The following is a 17,531-nucleotide window of genomic DNA, read 5'->3' as shown; positions in this document are numbered from 1 at the left end:
CTGTTCGCTTCCTCTATGATAGTAATCCGAAAAATTAACTAATTCCGTTTACCTCATCCCTTCGGCACATTTTTGTGGCCAGCTCTCTGTACTCAAGCTGTATCCAAGAAAGCGATCCCGAGCGTGAAATAGCCTTAATTAGATCATATTGTTACTTCAATTGGCATTAAGAGCGGTTTAGCTTATCCATTTACTCAGTAAGTGACGGATGTAACTTTTTAAAAGCACTAGATTATCAGCATAACTTTCCTTGATTATTTTAGTAATTAGGTTCGATTTATTATGCTTAGCGGTTAAAATAACGACGGTTACTTTTAGGAATTCGTTATGGGAAAGCTGTCTATTTTAGGTTTTATTGCATTAGGTGGCGCATTTGGCGCATGTGCACGTTATCTAGTTACCGAGCTATGTGTGTTCTTGTTAGGACGCGGGTTTCCTTATGGAACGCTCACCGTTAACGTTGTCGGCTCATTTATTATGGGATTATTGATCGCTGCTTTTGAGAGTGAATTACTTGCAACTGAGCCATGGCGCCAGATTATTGGTTTGGGTTTCTTGGGTGCATTAACCACATTTTCTACATTCTCTATGGATAATGTATTGCTGATGCAGCAAGGAGCCTTTCTGAAAATGGGTGTTAATGTCTTATTAAACGTGGTGTTAAGTATCTCAGCGGCTTGGATAGGTTTCCAGTTGTTGATGAGAAGTTAACGAAATCATAATTTCATCTTGGTTAATGGATAGTCTTTCCCTATAATCGTGACTCAACTTGTCGGAGTGCCATAAGGCTGAGACCGTATTTTCGGGATCCGTTGAACCTGATCAGGCTAATACCTGCGAAGGGAACAAGAGAATATAACCTGCTGGTGATCTATCTAGCGTTATATCTTTAAGATCAAAATTCCATTTTGATCAACTCTTGTGCATTAATCCGTCAAGCATTTATCCCTAGTACAAAAAAGGAAGATGCTATGTCGAGTCGCAAACAAGCGAGACTGGAAGCCAAACAATTCATTGACACATTGTCTGTCGAACCCTACCCAAATTCCTCTAAAATCTATATTACTGGTTCACGTTCGGATATCCGCGTGCCAATGCGTGAGATTAAACTAGCTGACAGCTTGGTCGGGGGCACAAAGTCCTCACCGATTTATCAACCGAATGAATCTATATGCGTTTATGACACTTCAGGTGTCTATACCGACCCATCTCATACTATCGACTTATATCAAGGTTTGCCTAAATTAAGGGAAAAATGGATCGCTGAGCGGGATGATACCGAGTGGCTTGATGAGGTCAGTTCTGCTTACACTAAAGAACGTTTATCTGATGATACATTGGACGAACTACGTTATGGGAACTTGCCAGCCATACGCCGAGCAAAGAAAGGGAAGTGCGTTACTCAACTTCATTATGCGCGGCAAGGTGTTATCACACCCGAAATGGAATACATTGCCATTCGCGAAAATACGCGACGGGGAGAGTGTATGGATGCACAGCTGAGCCAGCAACATGCAGGGATTCATTTGGGGGCTAATCTACCAAAGCGAATAACTCCTGAGTTTGTGCGTCGTGAAGTTGCCGAAGGACGAGCCATCATCCCGTCGAATATTAACCATCCTGAATCAGAGCCGATGATCATTGGTCGTAATTTTCTCGTCAAAGTGAATGCGAATATCGGTAACTCATCCGTCTCTTCATCAATTGAAGAAGAGGTTGAAAAATTGGTATGGGCAACCCGCTGGGGTGGGGATACCGTGATGGATCTCTCTACTGGGCGAAATATTCACGAAACTCGAGAATGGATTTTACGTAATAGCCCCGTACCGATTGGCACTGTGCCTATGTATCAAGCATTGGAAAAAGTAAATGGTATTGCGGAGGATTTATCATGGGAAGTAATGCGAGATACCTTACTTGAGCAAGCGGAGCAAGGTGTTGATTACTTTACAATTCATGCTGGTTTGTTGCTTCGTTATGTGCCAATGACCGCGAAACGTGTTACTGGTATCGTTTCGCGTGGCGGCTCTATTATCGCTAAATGGTGTTTAGCCCATCATACCGAGAGTTTTCTTTACACTCATTTCCGTGAAATTTGTGAAATTTGCGCCAAGTATGACGTTGCCCTTTCCTTAGGGGATGGACTACGGCCAGGATCCATTGCCGATGCTAACGATGAAGCACAATTTGCAGAGCTGCGCACTTTAGGTGAGTTGACCAAAATAGCGTGGGAATATGATGTACAGGTCATTATTGAAGGCCCTGGCCATATCCCCATGCATTTGATTAAAGAGAATATGGATGAACAATTAAAGCATTGCCATGAAGCGCCATTCTATACCTTGGGCCCATTAACTACCGATATTGCTCCGGGATATGATCACATCACTTCCGGTATTGGTGCTGCGATGATTGGCTGGTATGGCTGCGCGATGCTTTGCTATGTAACACCGAAAGAGCACCTTGGTTTACCAAACAAAGAAGATGTTAAAACGGGTTTAATTACTTATAAATTGGCAGCACATGCTGCAGACCTTGCGAAAGGGCACCCGGGAGCACAAGTGCGCGATAATGCGTTATCGAAAGCACGTTTTGAGTTTCGTTGGGAAGACCAATTCAATCTTGCATTAGACCCCGTTACAGCGCGTGCTTTTCACGATGAAACTCTTCCGCAAGAGTCTGGTAAAGTCGCGCATTTTTGCTCTATGTGCGGGCCGAAATTCTGCTCGATGAAAATCTCTCAAGAGGTTCGAGAGTATGCGCTAGATACCAAGCAAGTTGCTGCTGATGCGCTCATTTCCATTACGCTGCTAGATGACCCGTTACAAGGCATGAGACAGAAATCGCAAGAGTTTAAAGCCTCAGGATCAGAGCTTTATCATCCTGCTGTTAGTCAACAGTCAGTCGTTAGCGAGGAGTAATTAGATGATTCAATTACTTATCCCCCGTGATGACATTGCGTTGACTGCTCAAGTACAACAGGTTTTGCTATTGGCCAAGCATCATGGTTTTGATATCGATGATATTTTTTTGGGTGCCAGCCCAACTTTATATTGTCAATTAGTAACGCCTTCATACTCATCTTTGATTGGCAGCGATTGCTTAGCCTCGTGCGAAGATGCGCTAAGTGTTTTAACTGATAAGCCCAATTTATTCTTGCAATACCAAGTCAATTTTTGCGCTCAAATGCCATTTGAGCACTCCCAGAAACGAGAAACTTGTTTGGTCAAGATAGGGCTTACAGCGGCTGACTCATACGACTATGTTGATGAGTGGTATCACGGAGAAGAGCTGCGTCGTATAAGATATTCTACGAATGCTCATGCTGCTGATGCAAAGAGTGAGCACTTTGCTTGGGTTCTATCATTGTTGTGTCTCGACTTTCTACTAGAGGATGCTTTAGTGGTTGCTCGCGCGGCAATGAGTGTTTCACGTGAAACATGGCCAACGGATAGCAGATATTTTCCTCAGCTACAACATTCAGTAGCTGGCATCTTTGCTGACGATAAACAAAATCATATCTGTTTTCCAAAGATAGACAAAAATATTGGCCTTTACCCTGTTGTGGATAGCGCTGAGTGGGTCGAGCGGTTATTGAAGTTTGATGTAAAGACAATCCAGCTGCGAATAAAAGATTCAACACATCCTGATCTTGAATCACAAATTATCGCTGCTATTGAGCTTGGACAAACCTATCAAGCACAGGTTTTTATTAATGATCATTGGCAGCTTGCGATAAAGCATGGTGCTTTTGGCATTCATCTTGGACAAGAAGATCTCACCAATGCAGATTTAGCACAAATTGCTCAAGCTGGGATCTGTTTAGGTATTTCAACTCACGGCTATTATGAGATTCTGAACATCGCTTCACTAAATCCCAGCTATATCGCTTTGGGTCACATATTCCCAACCACCACCAAAATTATGCCCTCTAAGCCACAGGGGCTTGTTAGGTTGAAACTTTACCAGCAGCTAATTGAGAGTTTAAGTTGTGCCGCCAACTCAGATGAAGTTGTAAGTGCAAAAATACCCACAGTTGCAATTGGCGGAATTAACCTAGAGAACGCATTGCAAGTTTGGCAGTGCGATGTATCAGGCTTGGCCGTTGTACGTGCAGTGACAGAAGCAAAATCACCTCAGTTGGTCATTGATAGTTTCAATCGAATCATACAAAACCGATTACCAAGTCGTGCTGAGGAGGTATGTGATTATGCTTTCTGATGCGCAATTTATCCGTTATCAAAGGCAACTTGCGCTCCCTGAAATAGGTGAGAATGGACAGCAATCTTTACTTGATAGCCGAGTGCTGGTTATTGGTTGTGGTGGTTTAGGGTCTGCGGCCGTTTTGTATTTGGCGAGTGCTGGTATTGGACAACTGGTAATAGTGGATGATGACCGAGTTGAAAGCAGCAACTTACCTCGGCAGGTGATCTACCGAGAGAGGCAAATTGGTCAAACCAAAGTCGATGCGATGGCAGAGCAAATTAAAGCCATCAACCTTGATTGCAGAGTAAGAGCGATATCTAAACGCCTTATTGGTACTCAGCTCGAACTGGAAGTGCTTAACGCTGATGTCGTTCTTGACTGCACGGATAACATCCACAGTCGTCAGCAAATTAACCAGTTGTGCCGTAAACTAATTAAGCCATTGATTTCAGGTTCGGCTATTGGATGGAAGGGGCAAGTCATTGCTTTTGATCAACTGCCGTTGTCACCTTGTTATCACTGTTTAGTGCCTGATAGCGAACTGCCTGCCGCGCAGCGTTGTAATGAATTCGGTATTCTGGGGCCTGTCGTCGGAATCATCGGAACCCTGCAAGCTTTACAAGCCATCATGATATTGACTCGACAGACGATGCGTAATGCTAACCAACTGACACTGTTTGATGCTCATTTGTTTCAATTCCAAACCTTAAATGTTGTTAAAGATCCTCAGTGCGAGGTGTGCGGGTACCCACAGGCTGATCAGATGAAGGGAGAAGCCACATGTCAGATATAACGATCAAGATTAATCAGCAGTTTCATCAAGTTTCAGCGGGAACCAGTATTGCGGATCTCACCAAACTGCTTTCGATCACGATTACCGGTTGCGTGTTTGCCCTGAATCAGAGCGTAGTGCCGCGTAGTGCGTGGTCAACGACCCTATTAAGTGAAGGCGACCAAATATCGCTGTTTCAAGCCATTGCAGGAGGCTAAATGTTAACGATAGCGAATAAACAGTTTGAATCTCGCCTGTTCACTGGTACGGGGAAATTTGCCAACCGAGAGTTAATGACAAAAGCTATTGCCACATCTGGCTCACAAATGGCGACAATGGCATTAAAGCGAGTCGATCTTAATCAACTAAATGATGATATTTTAGCGCCACTTATCGAGTCAGGCGTCCATCTTTTACCCAACACATCGGGTGCGAAAAATGCGAAGGATGCGATTTTTGCCGCCCATTTAGCGCGTGAAGCGTTATCGACATCGTGGCTGAAGCTAGAAATTCATCCCGATCCTAAGTATCTGATGCCTGACCCTATCGAAACGTTAAAAGCAGCGGAACAATTAGTGAAAGATGGATTTATCGTATTACCTTATTGTCATGCTGACCCTGTACTCTGTAAGCGTTTAGAGGAGGTGGGGTGCGCGGCCGTAATGCCATTAGGTGCGCCAATTGGATCGAATAAGGGGCTGGTCTCACGAGATTTTTTAGAAATCATCATTAACCAAGCTCGTGTACCCGTGATTATTGATGCCGGTATTGGCGCGCCATCGCATGCGGCTTTTGCGATGGAATTGGGCGCGGATGCTGTCTTAGTTAACACCGCAATTGCGGCCGCGCGCGATCCGATACAAATGGCGTTGGCATTTAAGTTGGCGGTGGAGTCGGGTCGAATGGCTTATGAGGCTGGGCTTGCAACTCAGGTTCATCATGCTATCGCATCCAGCCCTCTAACTGCATTTTTGGATCAATAGCGATGAGCTTTTTAGAACGTTTCAAACAACTCGATTGGGACGATATTGCGTTATCAATCCGTTCCAAAACAGCGTCAGATGTCGAGCGAGCATTGCATAAAGAGAAGCGCGATTTGGAGGATTTTAAGGCATTAATCTCTCCTGCTGCTGAGCCTTATATCGAGCAGTTAGCGCAACTTTCTTACGCACTGACGAGGCAACGCTTTGGCAATACTCTTTCTTTTTATATCCCGCTTTATCTTTCAAATTTGTGTGCCAATGCGTGCACTTATTGTGGATTTTCGATGGAGAATCGCATCAAGCGGCGTACATTAAGTTTGCATGAAGTTGAACGTGAATTGGCAGTTATCAAGCAGATGCAGTTTGATAATGTCTTGCTGGTCACTGGTGAGCATGAAACCAAAGTAGGCATGAACTATTTCCGGCAGATACTGCCGTTGATAAAGCGTGAAGTCAGCTATGTTGCTATGGAGGTTCAACCGCTTCAGCAAGCGCACTATGCGGAGCTAAAGAGCTTAGGTTTAGATGCGGTAATGGTATATCAAGAGACTTATCATCCATCGACTTACGCTTTACATCATCTGCGAGGCAACAAAATGGATTTTAACTTTCGCCTTGAAACACCGGACCGACTTGCCCGGGCGGGGATTGATAAGATTGGTCTTGGCGCTTTGATTGGCTTGGAAGATTGGCGGGCCGATTGTTTTTACGTGGCCGCTCACCTGGATTATCTTGAAAAGAGATATTGGAAGACGCGCTATTCGATTTCGTTTCCTCGCTTGCGACCTTGTGAAGGAGGCCTGCAACCTAAATCGGTTATGTCTGACAAGCAACTGGTTCAGCTCATCTGTGCATTTCGCTTGCTCAATTCAGAAGTGGAACTCTCGCTTTCTACCCGCGAATCGGCGCACTTTAGGGATAAGCTCATTCCACTGGGGATCACCAGCATATCGGCGGGATCAAAAACACAGCCTGGAGGTTATGCAATGCAAGAGGCCGAGCTTGAGCAATTTGTGATTAGCGATGAACGTACAGCCGTACAAGTTGCCGCCGCTGTTAAAGGGCAAGGCTTTGAAGTTGTGTGGCGAGATTGGCATGCTGCCTATTCTGGATGAGGTCATGGCTTGCACGTTTCACGTGAAACATATGAATGCATTCATTAAAGTATGGTGACTTGGCTAATTAAGGTGAGTTCGAGTTAAGAGAATCATAAGTTTAAGTAAAGGCGACTCGAGGTCGCCTTTCATCTTTCTAGGTTAAGTTACTACAGGGAAACTACCTACAGCGCATTTGTTCTATCATGTTGAAGTTTAATCATGCTCAATAGATAGCGTCGCTTGGCGCAACCACGCTTTGTTATCACCCTCAACGAGTGGGCTAACTTGATCCCATACTTTTTGATGGTAGTCATTTAGCCATGTGAGCTCTGGTCGAGTTAACATATTGATGTTGATCGCGCGCTTATCAATCGGGCAACGCGTGAGTGACTCAAACCCCAACACAGAGAAATCACCTTGTGTTTCAACTTCGACCACCAGTTCTAAGTTTTCTATACGAATGCCAAACGCATCGGCACGGTAATAACCGGGCTCATTCGACAGTACCATACCCGGAAGCAGTGCGACGTTGTTGAAAACTTTGCTGATGCGTTGTGGCCCTTCATGGACACTCAAAAAGTGGCCGACTCCATGACCAGTGCCATGATCATAATCGAAGCCATTAGCCCATAGGTGCTGACGGGCAAGTACATCAAGCTGATGACCACAGGTACCTTTTGGAAAGCGTGCTCTGGCTAATGCAATGTGACCTTTCAGCACTAAAGTGAACTGTTTTTTCATCTCTTCACTGGGGTTACCAATGGCAATGGTACGCGTAATATCAGTCGTACCATCACAATATTGGCCGCCAGAATCGACAAGATAAAGTGAGTCTTGGGCTAATTGTCCTGGTTTTACTTGGTTGATGTGGTTGTAATGGCACATAGCTGCATTACTGCCTGCCGCTGAAATAGTATCAAAACTAAGATCGGCTAGAGTTGGATCTTCCTCTCTAAATGCTTGTAAGCGGTCAGATAAATAGCCTTCGTCGTGCAGTCTTTGGCTAGCCACTTCATTATCCAACCAAGCAAGAAATTTCGTCATCGCCACACCATCACGCACGTGGCACGCTTTCATTCCAGAGACTTCGGTTGCATTTTTTGCCGCTTTTAGCAGTAAGCACGGATCGGCGTCATTAATGATTTCAGCAGCGGAATTTTGTAAAGTCAGCGTAAACCATGCATTACTGGTAGCAGGATCGATCATCACCTTTTTACCTGCGAGTAAGTTAAGCTGCTTTTCTAATTGATCTGGATGGTGAACGCGAACGCCGCCACCGACATGCTTGTCAAATTCCGCAGGAAGACGAGCAGGGTCAAGGAAGAAATCGACGCTGGAGTCAGCATAAATAATGGCATGGGAAAGTAATACTGGTAATCGGGAAACATCAAGGCCACGGATATTTAGCAGCCAGCAGATGGAATCAAGTTCTGTCAGTACCGCCGCATCAATCTTTTTCTTACTCAGCTGATGAGCTATTTGCTCACGCTTATCATGGCTACTGATACCGACGAGTTCATTACCCATCAAGCGCACTGCTGAAATTGCAGCGCTAGGACGGTCTTTCCATAACTCATCGATTGGATTATTGCCGACGGCAATAAGCTGTAACTCATCAGACAATTTTGCCTGTGCCGTTTTAAGCCAGCTTGCTCGATGCATGCGCGGATCAAATCCCACTTTACTACCTGAGACCAATGCGCTTTGGAGCCAATCGAGAACGGGCTCTTCAATCAAGTGACGGTACTCAAAGGTTGCCTCTGGCACTTGTTTACGAACTTGCACGGTATAGCGGCCATCCACAAAAATAGCCGCGCTATCGTGGGTGACCACAGCCGCGCCTGCCGAGCCAGTAAAACCAGTTAACCAATGCAGGCGTTCGTTGTGTTGCGGTACATATTCCCCGAGATATTCATCTTCGTGTGGAATGATGATGGCATCAAGCCCTTGCTGTGTGAGCCAGCCACGTAAGGCTGATACGCGTTGTGCGATTGAATCATGCATCTGTGTTATATCCTTTCTCATAACCGTCCGTTGTAGGTGTAGGGAACTGTGCAAATCCATAGCAAACCCTGACTTTATTATTGTGTCTATGGGGTTGTGGCGATGGGGACGAGCTTCAATAAGCTACTCTTTTTATCGAACTGGCGCAAACCGCAGCTTCATCTGAGATGCAGTGTTTTGGTTTGGATCATCTGCCTTAACCAGCTCAATGCGGGGTCACTTTCTCTGTCTCTGTGCCAAAATAACGTATAAGCCATAGGTGGAAATTCCATCGGTAATGGCAAAACGACGAGATCCATCTGCTTGGCTACTAGGTGGGTGAAGTGGCTCGGCGCGGTAAAGATAAAATCAGTATAAGTACAAAGGCTGGCGGCACTATTAAAATCCGGTACTGTAATTGCGATGTCCCTTTCTCGGCCGATATCCGCCAAGCGATAGTCGAGTAGCCAGCGATCATTACCATCACAGCGTACTTGTACGTGACGTAGCGACAAATAGCGCTCTAACGTCCAATTATCTCGCAATGCTGGGTGGTCTTTACGTACCACGCACATTTGGCTATCTCGATAGATCTCTTGCTCACAGATATCACTGGGTGGCAGCATCGTTAATTTGGCATCGTTGATATCAATGTCCTTGCCGGTAATGCCTAAATCCAACTCACCAAGCTGCAATTTCTTAAAGGTTTGATCGTTCCATGAGTGAGTGTTGATGTTGAGATTTGGACCTTGGCTGAAAATAGCGGGCAAAAAATGAGGGAGAATTAATGGGTAGACGCTTTCTACGGCCGCAATATGAAAACGGTATTCACTGCTTTGTGGTGAAAATTGTTGTGGTTGAGTGAGTAGCTCGAGCTGATTGATGAGAGTGTCGAGTTTGGGTTTGAGATAGAGCGCCTGCGGCGTTGCCTTTAAGCCATGTGAATTACGAATAAACAACGGGTCATTAAACTGCTGACGAAGCTTGGCAAGCGATTTACTGACGGCAGATTGACTCAAACAGAGGCGATGGGCGGCGCGCGTTACGTTCAGTTCTTCTAGCAGTACGGACAGACAAACAAGCAAATTAAGATCGATTCTGGCTAATTTTTCTATATTCATCTGTATTTCCATTTGGGAATAATTGTGATGAGTATAAGCCATTTCTATTCATATCATCATTGCTCTATTATAGCCGAGTTGTAAAAGTGTGTTCTTTCTCATTACTGGAGTGTTTCGTGAAGCAAATAACCTCTGACGCGCATAGTAAGCGTCAATTGGCATTACTGATTTTGTTGGTTCTGTTTAGCCCGTTAGCGATTGATATTTATCTACCAGCTTTACCGCAAATTTCTCAAACGTTTCACGTGGAACACGCTTATGCACAAGATACGATTACTTGGTTTCTGTTTGCTATGGGAGTCGGTCAACTCTTTGCTGGCCCGCTAGCGGACAAACTCGGTCGTCGAACTGTTGCATTAGGAGGGATCAGTATTTATGCATTGAGTGCTTGCTTGGCGTGGGCCGCTCAAAGTATTGAATGGATGCTGATGGCTCGGCTACTACAAGGCTTCGGTGCGTGCGCGACATCGGTAGCGGCTTTTGCAACAGTTCGCGATATTTTTGGCCCACAACGTAGCGGCAAAATGATCAGCTACTTAAATGGTGCAATCTGTTTTATTCCTGCATTAGCGCCAATCCTTGGTAGTTGGTTAACTCAGCAATTTGGCTGGCGCAGTAACTTCAGCTTTATGGCTGGTTTTGCCGTGGTCGCGGGTTTAATGATGGTGATTGGTATGAAAGAAACCAACCCGCAAGCCACCGAACAGCAAGCGTTCTTTAAGTTATCGCGTTACTGGTCCGTATTGAAAACACCATCTTTTCTCTTCCATGCTTCATTATGTATGTTAGCGATGGCGGTTATTTTAGCCTATGTCACTTCTGCCCCAGTGGTATTAATGGAAGGTTATGGATTGACCATGAATGAATTTACTTTCTGGTTTGGACTCAATGCCATCATTAATATCGTTGCCTGCCTAAGTGCGCCGAAATTTATGGATAGGTTTGGTACCCATATGGCGCTGGTGGTTGGAATTGGCACGCTATTGGTTGCGGGGACTACCATGGTCGCGCTGGCACAACAGAAAACGGCGATTGCCTTTATGCTGCCCATTTTTATGTCATCAATCGGTTTTGCTTGGATTCTGGGAGCGGCCGCAGGAAAAGCACTGGCGCCATTTGGTGACCGTGCGGGAACCGCCGCAGCACTGCTTGGTTTGTTTCAGATGAGTGGTGCTGGCCTGTTAGTTGGTACCATGCAGCGTGTTGGGTTAGAACCTCAGATATTAATTGCACTGCAAATGTGGCTGATTGCGCCAGCGTTGTTTATCCTGTTTTCTAAAGCAGGGCGTTATTGGCATCAATTAGTGGTGAATTAATAAATTGTCACCTGCTGTTTTATATTCTTTTTAACGGGTGTATATTTAGTCACTTAATTATTTCAATTGCACTTTGGAAACGAAACAACAATGTCAATGACAACCTATGAAATGGCTCGAATTTGGGAACAACTCGACGAGTCTCCAGAAAAGGTCATGTTCGGAAAATTGCTGAATGAATTAGGCAACCAAAGTAGTGAGCGTATTCGCAGTGCCGCCAAACAAGTACCATTACCAGTTCTGCGTGATTTAGTCTTTCAGTTTCAACAAGTGATTGAAGCGCGTAAAGGCGAGCAAGTCGAAATCATGGCGAAGGAATTGGCAAAGCAGGGTATTTCGGCTGAAGAGCTTTTAACTTATCTGAACAAATAATTTATTATCAGTACCGATGCCATAGCCCGGAATTTAGTTTCGGGCTTTTTATTGCGTGGTGTTTGCGGCTTCGGTGATTAAGGATTCACATTTCGGTTAATCGGGTTCTGTAAGGAAATAAGCGTCTCTGTGGATTGCACTTCATCAATAGCCTGTAATTTGTCGATCAGCACAAATTGTAATTCTTCAATCGAGCGGCACATTAACTTCACAAAAATATTATAGGCTCCTGTGGTGTAATAGGCTTCCACCACTTCGTCCAGCGCATTGAGTTTGGCGAGCGCCGAATGGTAGTCTCGCGCGGCATTGAGATTGATACCGATAAAACAACACACGTCATAACCCAATTTTTTGGTATTGACGATCACTTCCGTACCCTGAATGATATCGGCCGATTTCATCTTTTCAATGCGAACATGGATAGTGGCAGGACTAACGTTGAACTGCTTGGCCATTTCTGCGTAGGGCGTGCGTGCATCGTCCATTAAAATTTTTAAAATGGCGCGGTCGAGTTCGTCCAGTTTAGCGGTAGTGGCTTGCATCACAGCATCCTTATCATTGAAATGGTTCGCTCAGTTTATCACTGGTCGTTGTTTCTCGTAAGCCGCCGTTTAAGAAAAGCGATAAGCTTTAGTCACGTCAGTGAAAATTGGGTAAACTCAAGCCTCCTCATTATTTCCTTTGTTTCGGAGTTAACTTGCAGCTACAACTGATTTGCGAAGTTCCTGCTCAGCAAGCACATTTGGATACATTAGCCGCGCGTTGGGGATTAAAACCATGCGCTGAGAGCCCATTTGCCTTGGTATTAACTCAGTATCGTCTTGAGTTGCGTAAACTGGATGAGCCTAAACTCGGCGCTATTTATGTCGATTTAGTCACGGGGGCGGTTGCTCACCGACGTAAATTTGGTGGCGGTAAAGGTCAGTCGATAGCCAAAGCTGCTGGACTAAACAAAGGAGCGACACCGACCGTGTTAGATGCAACGGCTGGGTTAGGTCGTGATGCTTTTGTGTTGGCCTCGCTCGGCTGTAAAGTGCAAATGGTCGAGCGGCATCCCGTTGTGGCCGCGCTGCTCGATGATGGTTTAGAGCGTGCCAAGCAAGATGCGGAGATTGGTGGCTGGGTAAGCGAGCGAATGTCGTTACTTCACGCTTCGAGTCATGATGCGCTCGAAAAACTGGCGCAAGATGAAGATTTTGTAAAGCCAGATGTGGTGTATCTTGACCCCATGTACCCGCACCCGGAAAGTAAAAAACAAACGGCTTTGGTAAAAAAGGAGATGCGCGTCTTTCAATCGCTGGTGGGCGCTGACTTGGATGCTGATGCATTATTAAATCCAGCCTTGAGTTTGGCGACCAAACGCGTGGTGGTGAAGCGTCCTGACTATGCCGATTGGTTAGACAAACAAAAGCCGAGTATGGCGATTGAAACCAAGAAAAATCGTTTTGATGTGTATGTGAAAGCGGCGATGATCTAACGCATTCAATACGTTAGCTTTGGCGAGAAAATCTCGTGGCCCATAGATGTAATTTAGTGCTTGCTTAATCGTGTTTGGAATTGTATATCTAACTAATAATTATTCCTATTCGTGATCGAGGCGTACATGAATAAGCGTTTATGCAAATTGAACCGACACGATATTACTAGCCAGCTTGGGGATATCCATCAGATTGTGGCTGCGCCAAAATTTCTTTGTCGCTCATGTGCTCGTTCATCATCGGATAAAAACACGCTGTGTAAGCCTGCTGCTATTCCGAGTGCATCGACAAAGCTTGTTTCGGAAGGGAAGAAACAACTGCGCTCTGGTACGTCAAATGGCATGACGGACAAAGGTAAAAAGGCCGCCAAGCGATCGGAAAAACAGAACAAGAAAGCGTTAAAAAAACAAAAAAAAGTACTGAAGAAGTTAGAAAAAGTGCTGAAACAGCAGCAAAAACTGTTAAAGAAACACCCTGCATTACAAGTAAAGTTTGCCGATGTGAATCAACGAATTTCTTCGGTTAGTGAACGTTCACTACAACGGCAGATTCACTAAAAACAGATAGTTTACTAAAAATAGATGGTTTACTGAAAACAGATGGTGAGTTAAACCGAGCCACGATAGCCCCTTTTTCAACAACAAAGCCCGCGATGATTGCGGGCTTTGTTGTTTTTAACGCTCAGCCTGATTCAGTGAGTACGGCTGGCAGCGACTTTGCGTTTTACCCAAGTTTCATTGACCCACAGTGAGAGCAAAATGATCACGCCGCCAATTGCAAGGCGGATTAAATCTACGTCGCGATTCCAAATCAGAATATTCACCACTAATCCGGCGGGAACCAGTGCATTATTCATAATCGCTAATGCGCCTGCATTGACTAAACAGGCTCCTTTGTTCCACACGAAGTAACCAAGCCCAGAAGCAATTACCCCTAAGTAGATCAAAATACCCCATTGCAAAGAGGTAGTGGGCAGTCTTTCACTATTGCCAAACAGTAAAAATGCCACGCTTGCTACCACCAATGCACCTAAGTAGAAATAACCGAATACGCTGTGTTGCGCTAAAGTAATGGTCTCTTTTTCCATGACGTATTTATAAGCCACTTGGCCGATAGCAAAACAGAGGTTAGCCCCTTGCACCACCAAAAAACCCAGCAAAAAGTGCTCGTTTATTGCTGCAAATTTAATAAAAACGGCACCGATTACGGCAATGGCCGCCGTCACTAAGTACCACGGAGAAAAGCGGCCTTTCAGTAGATCGTAGATCAGCGTGACGTAGATTGGTGTAAACACCGTAAACAGCAAAACTTCAGGAACCGATAGCAGTAAAAATGATTGATAGTAGAAACAGTACATCAGGCCCAGTTGGATTCCACCAATGGTCATCAACTTAGCGATCAACGGAGCGGGAACGGTTTTAAACCTGATCAAAGGTAGAAATACTAAGCTCGCTAATGCAACGCGCATCCAAACCGCGAACCAAGAATCAACTTGACCGGCGAGATAAACGCCGATCAAGCTAAATGAAAATGCCCAAAGTAGGGTGACTGCAGAGAGATAGGCCATAACAAACAACGCTGAACAGTAAATAACCCGCAGTCTAACCGAGTTTTGGCTTGTCGTCAGTCGTGAAGTGGTATTACAAGCATGTCGACTGGCGAACAGTTAATCAGTTGCCGAGTGGATGAGAGTAACTTGCTCCAAAAATCTTGATGATGACCGCAGACCACCAAATCAACACTGAATTCAGCGATGGTTTCGCAGAGCTCATTACTGAGGTCGCCGCTGCCTACTAGTGTATGGCGGATAGGGTATTGCGCGTGTTCCGCTAAGGCTTGCAGCTGCTTTTGTGACGCTTCCATCGCGTGATGTTGAGTTTCTGCTAAATTGATATCAATGAGTCCGGTATACAGCTCGGCATAGTTGACATCAATGTGAATGAAAGAAACGTCAGCATCGAGTGGTTTTGCCAGTGCAACAGCTTTGTCGACTAAGAGTTTACTGTCTTCTGAAAGATCAATGGCAACCAAAATATGTTGATAACTCATTGTATTATCTCCTGATGGGGTACTGATTAAAGATTAGCACTGAGGCCGAGAGTTTTTTGTCGTCGTGATCTCATATCCGCATACCTGACTCAAAGTGTTATGGTGAGGTTCATGGTATAGTCAATTCAAATCGTTACATAAACTAGGAGTCGACATGTTGTCACAAGCTATGGTTGAAAAACTGAATGAACAAATTAATCTGGAATTTTTTTCATCCAATCTATACTTACAAATGAGTGCTTGGTGTGAAGATAAAGGATTTGAAGGTGCTGCCGAGTTTTTACGCGCTCATGCCGTAGAAGAAATGCAGCACATGCAGCGTTTATTCACCTACGTGAGTGAAACGGGTGCACTGCCTATCCTTGGTGCGATCGCAGCGCCAAAACATAAGTTTACGAGCCTTGGTGAAGTGTTTCGCGAAACTTATCAACATGAGCAGATGATTACTCAGCAGATTAATAAACTCGCTCATGCGGCGTTCACATCTCAAGACTACTCAACGTTTAACTTCCTTCAGTGGTACGTTGCGGAGCAACATGAAGAAGAGAAGTTGTTTAAAGGGATTTTAGATAAGCTAGAGCTTGTGGGTGATGATGGTAAGGCGCTGTTCTTCATCGACAAAGACCTAGCCGCAATGGCAAAAGCCGGCTCATCTTCTGTAATGGATACCCAAGCTGTGTAATCGCAGCAGAAAGAGTATGAAGCGATCGTCTTTTTCTTTGGGTTCTATGCAAAGGTGTAGGGAGGAAAAGATGATCACTGGGGATACAATTTTATTTGCGCTAATGCTGGTCACTGGGGTTAACCTAGTCAGGTATCTTACGGCGCTACGCTCACTTATTTACATCATGCGTGAAGCTCATCCATTGCTTTATCAACAAGTGGATGGCGGTGGCTTTTTTACCACTCACGGTAATGTCACCAAGCAGGTTCGTCTTTTCCACTATTTGAAAGGTAAAGAGTATCACCATCACCACGATCCCCTATTTACGGGCAAGTGTGATCGCGTTAGAGCGCTGTTTATCTTGTCGATGTCATTGCTGGCGGTGACAACCTTCGCGGCTTGTATCGTATAACTGAGCCAGTCATTGTATTGATTAAAGGAGCTATCGTGCTCCTTTTTTATCGTCTGTATAAAGTCATCGACTTATTTCTTCACTATTATGCATCTTCATTGTGCGGCGACTATTATTAGCAAGAGCAATCGAAAGGAGAAAAATAATGGATGAAAAAGCACTGCTCGCACGTTTGAATGAGTTACCTCGTATTCAACAAGTATTACAAGAACTACTCGAAATGGTTAATAAGGAAGAGGTCGATTTTGGTGCGCTCACAAAAAAAATTGCCATGGAACAAGTGTTGAGTGCGCGGCTGCTTCGCCTTGCAAATTCGGCACATTTTGGCGGAAGCCGCACAGTGGCCTCTATCAATGATGCGGTGATTCGTGTCGGAAGTGGCTCGGTGAGAACTATGGTGGTGGCATCGGTATTATCCAGTGCTTTTCCTAAAATTGACACCTTGGATCTGCAGCAATATTGGTCCGATACCTTTGAAATTGCCATTATCGCCAGCAAACTGGGGGCCGCTTGTAAACTCGATGCCAATAGCGTTTTTACTACCGGAATATTGCACAACATTGGCCAATTGATGATCCACACATTAGCGCCGCAAGAAGCGTTGAAAATTCGCCTTTGTGTTGATGCTGGTGAAGTTGAACTAGAAGCACAACAGCAAATCATCCATACCGATGCGAATGTACTGGGGGCGAAGCTAGCCAAAGCTTGGAAGTTTCCTGATGAGATGGTCGATGCGATCGCCTACTCTGCGCAGCCAGAAAAAGCGCAGCTTTCACCAAAACTTGCCCGTGTATTGCATTTTGCCCGTGATATCCACCATCAATGGGACATCCTGACCGAAAAAGAAAAACGCTTATTTCTGGCTGAGCACCCAGATGCTCGTGTACTGGCAATATCTGCCACATTTGCTGAAACAATTGACGCCGTTCGCGGAAAAGGGCGCGAGCTTGCCGAGCAGCTCGTCTAATACCGTCGCTGGTGGATTAACCTTGTCTTCACTCAATTAGTCGTTAAAATGTCCCCCATTGATAAGGATGTACGCCACCAGCGCTGCATCCTTTTTGTTTGTCATTAGGTG

Annotated in this window: 19 protein-coding genes and 1 riboswitch; of the genes, 14 read left to right on the top strand and 5 right to left on the bottom strand. The window is 45.0% G+C overall.

The genetic code is table 11. The annotated features are described in order from the left end of the window. Window positions 1–327 precede the first annotated feature (327 nt). The 7 genes from crcB to thiH all read left to right on the top strand — a co-directional run bounded on the left by crcB (window position 328) and on the right by thiH (window position 7,076). Window positions 328–711: a fluoride efflux transporter CrcB gene (gene crcB, locus AACT21_RS01425; protein WP_094164037.1), complete on the top strand. Its 384-nt coding sequence runs from the start codon at window positions 328–330 to the stop codon at window positions 709–711. 52 nt (window positions 712–763) lie between these two features. Next, window positions 764–862, top strand: a riboswitch (TPP riboswitch). Window positions 863–971: 109 nt separating this feature from the next. Continuing rightward, complete coding sequence (gene thiC / locus AACT21_RS01420) at window positions 972–2,921, top strand: phosphomethylpyrimidine synthase ThiC (RefSeq protein WP_094164035.1); 1,950 nt, start codon at window positions 972–974, stop codon at window positions 2,919–2,921. 4 nt (window positions 2,922–2,925) lie between these two features. After that, complete coding sequence (gene thiE, locus AACT21_RS01415; RefSeq protein WP_094164032.1) at window positions 2,926–4,221, top strand: thiamine phosphate synthase; 1,296 nt, start codon at window positions 2,926–2,928, stop codon at window positions 4,219–4,221. Next, entirely contained in the window at window positions 4,211–4,999 is a 789-nt protein-coding gene (locus AACT21_RS01410; RefSeq protein ID WP_017048426.1) for a HesA/MoeB/ThiF family protein, read from the top strand. Before thiE ends, AACT21_RS01410 begins: the two co-directional genes overlap by 11 nt. Further along, window positions 4,987–5,196: a sulfur carrier protein ThiS gene (thiS, locus tag AACT21_RS01405; protein WP_010319419.1), complete on the top strand. Its 210-nt coding sequence runs from the start codon at window positions 4,987–4,989 to the stop codon at window positions 5,194–5,196. Before AACT21_RS01410 ends, thiS begins: the two co-directional genes overlap by 13 nt. After that, window positions 5,197–5,961, top strand: coding sequence for a thiazole synthase (locus AACT21_RS01400; protein WP_094164030.1), 765 nt, complete (start codon window positions 5,197–5,199; stop codon window positions 5,959–5,961). It begins immediately after the preceding gene. A gap of 2 nt (window positions 5,962–5,963) precedes the next feature. Further along, window positions 5,964–7,076, top strand: coding sequence for a 2-iminoacetate synthase ThiH (gene thiH, locus AACT21_RS01395; protein WP_088733021.1), 1,113 nt, complete (start codon window positions 5,964–5,966; stop codon window positions 7,074–7,076). Between the two features lie 195 nt (window positions 7,077–7,271). Here thiH and AACT21_RS01390 read toward each other — a convergent pair whose 3' ends face one another. Together AACT21_RS01390 and AACT21_RS01385 are read right to left on the bottom strand one after the other, a co-directional pair. Further along, the gene (locus AACT21_RS01390; protein ID WP_176430196.1) at window positions 7,272–9,062 is read right to left on the bottom strand and encodes an aminopeptidase P family protein; all 1,791 of its coding nucleotides are present in this window, start codon (window positions 9,060–9,062) and stop codon (window positions 7,272–7,274) included. Window positions 9,063–9,220: 158 nt separating this feature from the next. Next, window positions 9,221–10,162, bottom strand: coding sequence for a LysR family transcriptional regulator (locus AACT21_RS01385; protein WP_026027502.1), 942 nt, complete (start codon window positions 10,160–10,162; stop codon window positions 9,221–9,223). A 116-nt stretch (window positions 10,163–10,278) separates the two neighbouring features. Here AACT21_RS01385 and AACT21_RS01380 point away from each other — a divergent pair, with 116 nt between their 5' ends. Together AACT21_RS01380 and tsrA are read left to right on the top strand one after the other, a co-directional pair. Then, complete coding sequence (locus tag AACT21_RS01380; RefSeq protein ID WP_010319414.1) at window positions 10,279–11,478, top strand: multidrug effflux MFS transporter; 1,200 nt, start codon at window positions 10,279–10,281, stop codon at window positions 11,476–11,478. A gap of 90 nt (window positions 11,479–11,568) precedes the next feature. After that, window positions 11,569–11,850, top strand: coding sequence for an H-NS-like global regulator TsrA (gene tsrA, locus AACT21_RS01375; RefSeq protein WP_017044523.1), 282 nt, complete (start codon window positions 11,569–11,571; stop codon window positions 11,848–11,850). Between the two features lie 77 nt (window positions 11,851–11,927). Here tsrA and asnC read toward each other — a convergent pair whose 3' ends face one another. After that, window positions 11,928–12,392, bottom strand: coding sequence for a transcriptional regulator AsnC (gene asnC / locus AACT21_RS01370; RefSeq protein WP_010319577.1), 465 nt, complete (start codon window positions 12,390–12,392; stop codon window positions 11,928–11,930). A gap of 155 nt (window positions 12,393–12,547) precedes the next feature. Between asnC and AACT21_RS01365 the strand changes: the two genes are divergently transcribed. Both AACT21_RS01365 and AACT21_RS01360 read left to right on the top strand, forming a co-directional pair. Beyond that, window positions 12,548–13,327, top strand: a complete 780-nt coding sequence (locus AACT21_RS01365; protein ID WP_010319578.1) for a class I SAM-dependent methyltransferase — start codon at window positions 12,548–12,550, stop codon at window positions 13,325–13,327. Window positions 13,328–13,438: 111 nt separating this feature from the next. Then, a complete protein-coding gene (locus AACT21_RS01360; protein WP_013855620.1) occupies window positions 13,439–13,885 on the top strand; it encodes a hypothetical protein in 447 nt (148 codons plus the stop codon). A 134-nt stretch (window positions 13,886–14,019) separates the two neighbouring features. Here AACT21_RS01360 and AACT21_RS01355 read toward each other — a convergent pair whose 3' ends face one another. After that, window positions 14,020–14,895, bottom strand: coding sequence for a carboxylate/amino acid/amine transporter (locus tag AACT21_RS01355; protein WP_094164026.1), 876 nt, complete (start codon window positions 14,893–14,895; stop codon window positions 14,020–14,022). A 56-nt stretch (window positions 14,896–14,951) separates the two neighbouring features. Continuing rightward, window positions 14,952–15,377: a universal stress protein gene (locus AACT21_RS01350; RefSeq protein ID WP_010319581.1), complete on the bottom strand. Its 426-nt coding sequence runs from the start codon at window positions 15,375–15,377 to the stop codon at window positions 14,952–14,954. 154 nt (window positions 15,378–15,531) lie between these two features. Here AACT21_RS01350 and ftnA point away from each other — a divergent pair, with 154 nt between their 5' ends. The 3 genes from ftnA (at window position 15,532) to AACT21_RS01335 (ending at window position 17,420) form a co-directional block, all read left to right on the top strand. Continuing rightward, window positions 15,532–16,059 carry a non-heme ferritin gene (ftnA, locus tag AACT21_RS01345; protein WP_013855622.1) on the top strand — a complete coding sequence of 176 codons (528 nt, stop codon included), beginning with the start codon at window positions 15,532–15,534 and terminating at the stop codon, window positions 16,057–16,059. 70 nt (window positions 16,060–16,129) lie between these two features. Beyond that, window positions 16,130–16,453, top strand: a complete 324-nt coding sequence (uspB, locus tag AACT21_RS01340; RefSeq protein WP_010319583.1) for a universal stress protein UspB — start codon at window positions 16,130–16,132, stop codon at window positions 16,451–16,453. 145 nt (window positions 16,454–16,598) lie between these two features. Beyond that, window positions 16,599–17,420 (top strand): HDOD domain-containing protein, encoded by an 822-nt coding sequence (locus tag AACT21_RS01335; protein WP_019282127.1) that lies wholly within the window; start codon window positions 16,599–16,601, stop codon window positions 17,418–17,420. The last annotated feature ends 111 nt before the right edge of the window (window positions 17,421–17,531 follow it).

Origin of the sequence: Vibrio sp. V08_P9A1T1 (genome assembly GCF_963874405.1) — a bacterium.
Classification (GTDB): Bacteria; Pseudomonadota; Gammaproteobacteria; order Enterobacterales; family Vibrionaceae; genus Vibrio; species Vibrio anguillarum.
The sequence above is the reverse complement of the archived record's forward strand: the minus strand, read 5'-3'. Positions and strand labels throughout refer to the sequence as shown.